This is a genomic window from Haladaptatus sp. (assembly GCF_049589095.1).
In the GTDB taxonomy this organism is placed as follows: domain Archaea; phylum Halobacteriota; class Halobacteria; order Halobacteriales; family Haladaptataceae; genus Haladaptatus.
In genome coordinates this window covers 1-3,464 of record NZ_JBAWAC010000593.1, presented here as the reverse complement: position 1 = coordinate 3,464, position 3,464 = coordinate 1, and the positions used below count along the sequence as shown (strand labels likewise).

The window sequence follows — 3,464 nt, the reverse complement described above, 5'->3', positions numbered from 1 at the left end:
TCGCTGTTCTTGCCGCCCATTGGCAGGAGTTTCACGATGGACAGACACGAAGCGGCCGCATTGGCCGCCGACCTCGACCCCGACCTCGTCGTCCCGATTCACTACAACACGTTCGCCGCGCTCGAAGCCGACTCTGCGGCGTTCGCCGAGGACGTCGAAGGACGCGGTATCGCGGTTGCGCTCGACGAGGAATAGGAATCGTCCGGAACGATCCCCGTTCCGTTCACCGGACCGAATAGTTCATCACAACACAATCTTCTTGAGTCGAGACGGGGTTAGTTCACACATGCGTTCCCGAAGTCCCTCCAACTTCTGTTCGCAGTGCGGTTCGTCGCTCTCCCCGGGCGATTCGTTCTGCTCCCAGTGCGGGAGTGCAGTCGATTCGGGTGGGAGCGATAGCTTTCGCTCACAGCATTCACGGCACACCCGGAACTCACGACACCCGCGAAACGACGGTTTTAGCCGCCGAATCGAGGACCTCACGGTCGAGGGCTGGGACGTAAAACAGGATTACGGCGACCGCGTCGTGATGATAAATCGCGGGTTCGGGTCGATTCCACTCCACATCCTCCTCCTTATGTCCACCAGTGGCATCGGCAACTTGCTGTATGCGTGGTACTGCTACTCGCCGGGCGCGGAGCGAATCGAACTGCGCGAGGATGGCTCCGAGGAGTACTTCGAGGACGAGGGATTCTCCACCGACTGGACGGTCAAACGCGCCCTCGCGTTCGCCGTGAGTCTCATTTTCGGTTCCCTCGGCGTCCTGTTCGGGTTATTTCTCCTCCTGACCAACTGGGCCGGAGCGGGATTGGTCTTCGGCACTCTTTCCCTCCTGCTCGGCTTGTTCTTGCTCGTTCTCACACCGCAACACGTTCCCGGACTCAGGTCGCCGACGACGTTCGGTCGGGTTCGTTCGACGGACGAGAAGACGGTCTACGAACCGGCCACGCCATGCTCGGTGTGCGCCAAACCGGTCGGAAACGGCGTCGAGCGGAAGTATCACGAACGGAAGTACGTCGCAGGCGTTCCCGTGAAAACGGTGAACGAGGGAGAAAACCACTACTGTCGGTCGTGCGCTCGCGGCGACGTGGACCATCGCACCGAAACCGGATTCGGCGAGACGACCGAGACCGAGTTCGTCTGATTCCGTTCGGCTCAGTCGGACAGTCCGCCGTGCAGTGCATCGGCCACTGCGAACACGGCGAGACCGATGGCCGCAACTCCGGCGAACTGTGTCAGAAACGGGTTCGAGACGTGTATCGAGTAGTTGGTCAGCGCCCAGACTAGCGCGAAAATCATCGCGCCGATACCGGTGAGCTTCAGATTGAGCCAGTTCCCCATCGTCTCATTCGTACGTATCGGCCACCTATGAAACCAACTGTCGTTCAAGGATGGTTGACCGTGTCGCCGGGGAGACGAGGTCGAAAAAAGCGAATCGTCCAGATCAGATGATTCCCATGTCCGACAACCGTTCCGGGAGATAGGTGTCGGTCACGAAATCGAGGCCGTGGGAGGCGAGCGCCTGCTGTTCGGATTTCTTTTCGATGTCGAGTTGGAGTTCGATCTGTTCCCGCCAGTAGTCCGTCTGATAGCGCGGGTCTTCGAGTTCGCTTTCGAGCGCGTTCTTGTCCGAATCGCTCAAGGGGTCGGTCGGCAGGTCGTACTCCACGATGTCCTTCGGTTGGATGCCGATGAATTTCGCCTCCGGCGTGGCGAGGTAGTCGCTCAGGTGTGCACTCTTGATGGAACCGTAGGCGACCGAACCGTAGATACGGTAACTCCACGGGTCACCGTCTGTAAATACGGTGACCGGTAGATCGAGTTCCTGGTGAAGTCGCTTGGTCAGGCGGCGGGTCGCCCGTGCTGGCTGGCCGCCGAGGTGGACGATTATCGTGTTGTACTCCTCGTCGAACCCGTTCTCGACGAGTCGGTCGCGCATCCCACCGGTCTCGACACAGAGGACGAAATCGGCATCGTGGTCGAGGAACTCGATGGTGTCGGGATTGTTCGGAATCTGGTAGCCGCCCTGTCCCACGTCCTCTTGACAGTGAATATCGCGGTCGCCTCGATTCGTCTGCTCCCGGAGGAGCAGCGGTCCCATCACCTTCGCGCCGGACTCCTCGGGTCGCATGTGGAAGTCCTCGCGGGTGACGTTCGAGACGATCTCCAAGTCCTCGATGAGTTGGTTCGACTCGTCCTGGTTGGAAAACTGCGCCTCGTCGGCGTCCCACGACTCCGAGAGGTAGTACAACTCACGGAGGGTGGACGAGCGGTCTTCCTCCAACTGGTTCGCGAGGAAGTCGATGGTGTACACAGCCTTCAGGAGCTTTCTAGCCCCGCGGACGCTGTTCGCGCTCCGGGTGCTCTTCCGGTCGCCGTACACCCAGACGCGGTCGTCCTCGTCGTATTCGATGTTGCTCTTCGTCCGGGTCGGGATGGACATTTCCGGGATCTTCCCCCCCGCGAACTGGTCGTAGAACTCCGCGGCGAGGTCGATGAGTTTCTGCTGGGCTTCTTCGTTGGTGTCCGTGCTCATGTGTTGTTGGTCAATCGTTCGTCTTCGATTCCTTCGACCCTGACGGCGTCGAACGATACGTCATCGGCGACGTTGTATTCGAGAACGGATTCCTCACCGCTTTCGACGGTGGGTTCCCACGTCACGAACCACTCGCCATCCATCTCGACGGCGGTCGCGCCGTCCGAGAGGTTTTGGGGTTCGGCAGCCACGATTTCGGTCAGCTTCGGTGACTCGTTGGTCGAACCGTGGTTCTCCACGACGAGTTTGACGAGGTCGTCCTCGACCTCGCGTTCGACCAGCACGTTGTTCATGATACGCGCCAGCGAATCGCCGATTTCGAGCCGTTCCTGACCGGTCATGGTCGAGAGCTTTTCGGCCATCTCCGGCAGGATGGTGGCGATGACGTTCTGTTTCTTCTGGCGCTTCTTGAGCGACTGGCGCTTGTTGAGGTACGATTTGAGTTCGCGGGCGGCCTCCCGAATCGCCAACTCGATCTCGTCCTCGATGGCTGGGACGTTCGCGATCGCGTCCTTCGACTCGCTCGTGAACGGGACGTTCGTGGACGCCACGTGCACCATGATGACGACCGGTCCGTTCGGGATGCCGCTGCCGCCGGGTTGATCGAGATTGTAGTTGCGCCAACCGATGGATTTCACCACGTCCGTCGTGGCACACGCACCGCGCTGATACACCAGCGGCACGCGGTTCGCGAAGCGGAGCAGTTCGGCCGACCCTTCAGCTTGTAGTTCGCCACCGTAGGCGATACCGGCCTCCACGATGAACGGGTCGCCGCCGTGAACGTCGGCGTCACGGGTCGCGGCCGCGTAGAAGTCCGCGTCGTACTCCTTGCGGAGTCCGGCCTCCACGAGTTCCGCCGTGATCGGCGACAGGCAGTTGGTCGGCGGCGAGATGATGTCCGTCTCCTTCATCGCGTCGAGGAGTTCGC

The 3,464-nt window shown here is 60.6% G+C and carries 4 protein-coding genes and 1 pseudogene; 2 read left to right on the top strand and 3 right to left on the bottom strand.

Features of this window, described 5'->3' with window-relative positions:
- Together WBV42_RS18560 and WBV42_RS18555 are read left to right on the top strand one after the other, a co-directional pair.
- Positions 1-195 (top strand): annotated as a pseudogene (locus tag WBV42_RS18560) (MBL fold metallo-hydrolase); the annotation flags it as partial.
- Positions 196-286: 91 nt separating this feature from the next.
- Positions 287-1,144 (top strand): zinc ribbon domain-containing protein, encoded by an 858-nt coding sequence (locus WBV42_RS18555; RefSeq protein WP_423987344.1) that lies wholly within the window; start codon positions 287-289, stop codon positions 1,142-1,144.
- Positions 1,145-1,155: 11 nt separating this feature from the next.
- Here the strand turns inward: WBV42_RS18555 and WBV42_RS18550 are convergent, their stop codons facing one another.
- The 3 genes from WBV42_RS18550 to WBV42_RS18540 all read right to left on the bottom strand — a co-directional run.
- Positions 1,156-1,341 carry a hypothetical protein gene (locus WBV42_RS18550; RefSeq protein WP_253226267.1) on the bottom strand — a complete coding sequence of 62 codons (186 nt, stop codon included), beginning with the start codon at positions 1,339-1,341 and terminating at the stop codon, positions 1,156-1,158.
- Positions 1,342-1,444: 103 nt separating this feature from the next.
- A complete protein-coding gene (locus WBV42_RS18545; protein WP_253226266.1) occupies positions 1,445-2,536 on the bottom strand; it encodes a DNA topoisomerase IV subunit A in 1,092 nt (363 codons plus the stop codon).
- Positions 2,533-3,464 (bottom strand): DNA topoisomerase VI subunit B (locus tag WBV42_RS18540; RefSeq protein ID WP_423987343.1); only part of this gene is annotated, 932 nt, incomplete at its 5' end. The genes WBV42_RS18540 and WBV42_RS18545, both read right to left, overlap by 4 nt.